Source organism: Pseudomonas sp. MWU16-30323 (genome assembly GCF_020515595.1).
Lineage (GTDB): Bacteria > Pseudomonadota > Gammaproteobacteria > Pseudomonadales > Pseudomonadaceae > Aquipseudomonas > Aquipseudomonas yamanorum.
The window spans coordinates 1-1,291 of record NZ_JAIWYM010000077.1 but is presented as its reverse complement, the minus strand read 5'-3'; the positions used below and the strand labels follow the sequence as shown (position 1 = coordinate 1,291).

The 1,291-nt window shown below is 43.8% G+C and carries 2 protein-coding genes; both read left to right on the top strand.

The window, feature by feature from the left end; translation table 11 throughout:
• Nucleotides 1-568, top strand: a 568-nt coding sequence (locus LIY45_RS30485; RefSeq protein ID WP_226478709.1) for an RHS repeat-associated core domain-containing protein, incomplete at its 5' end; no start/stop codon positions are given.
• A complete protein-coding gene (locus LIY45_RS30480; protein WP_226478708.1) occupies nt 565-1,152 on the top strand; it encodes a hypothetical protein in 588 nt (195 codons plus the stop codon). The genes LIY45_RS30485 and LIY45_RS30480, both read left to right, overlap by 4 nt.
• Nucleotides 1,153-1,291 lie beyond the last annotated feature (139 nt).

Here is a 1,291-nt window from a genome sequence, read left to right as displayed (position 1 = left end):
TGAGGGTTGGGGCAAGAGTCGGGATGAGTGGCATGACCAGCGAGTGAGGCGCGAGCAGAACCTGTGCTTTCAAGGGCAGTACCTTGACCGCGAAACTGGGCTGCACTACAACACGTTCAGGTTTTATGATGCGGATGTGGGAAGGTTTACGCAGCCGGATCCGATTGGGTTATTGGGTGGGTTGAACCTTTATCAGTACGCGCCGAATCCAGTAGATTGGGTTGATCCATGGGGGCTTTCAGCCTGCGCACCAACTCACCATATAGCCACCAACAAACACAAAGTGTGGTCTGACCGTTTTAGAGCCTTATTTAAACAAAATGGGCTGGGTAAGTTTAAAAATGGAAAATCAAGAAAAGATGTTCTCAACGACCCATTGAATAAAGTAGACGTACCTGGACATAAAGGCCCTCATCCAGAAGGCATGCACCAAAAAATATTTGATCGTTTAGAACGTGCAAGTGAGCGAGGGCGAGACTCTTTCATCAGAGAGATGAATAAATTGAGAGACGAAGCCACCACCCCTGGCACCTGGCTAAATAACGTACTAACAAAGGTATCGCCATGAAGTACTTCAAAATCAACCCAAATGTATCAAGCAAGAAGTGGGCTGGTTATTTAAACCCTCAAACAAAATTATTTGAAGGCACAGACCCCATTAGCGCCATATCACTATCAGAGTCGGACAAAAAAATATCCAAAGCACTATCCTACAAACCACTTACAGATGGGCCTATCCCTCCCATAAATACAATCGGATCACAATTTATTGTTTTCGACTCCAACATAAAGGGCATTAGCAGCATAGATGGAGAAGGAACCCAACTTGTACCTATAAAAAACTCCACCATTCAACACACTTACCTTTTGATGCACGTACACAACCACATCGACTGTATTGATTGGAGTTTATCAGAATTCGATCCTTGGCCGGAAAACTACTCACCTGAAGAATGGGAGAGTAAAAGAGCGCGCATTTTTATAACTCCAGTAATTTGCTTGGAGAAAATACCTGAAAAACTAAATTCATTTCGATTAAAAGAATGGAAAGATGCATTCAATATAGTCGTTACCGAAAAGCTAAAAAATAAAATACTATCCCTTGACTTTGATCATTCATTTTTAGAGTTCCACGAATTGAAAACCACATAAACATCTAACACTCAAAGAACCTCAACAACCATTTGCACATTACTCCGTTGCTGGAACCGCCCCCGACCACGAATGGCGGGTCACCCGCCACTGGGGCAGCGATGGCGAGGACTATCACTTTCATTACGACCTGGCCAAA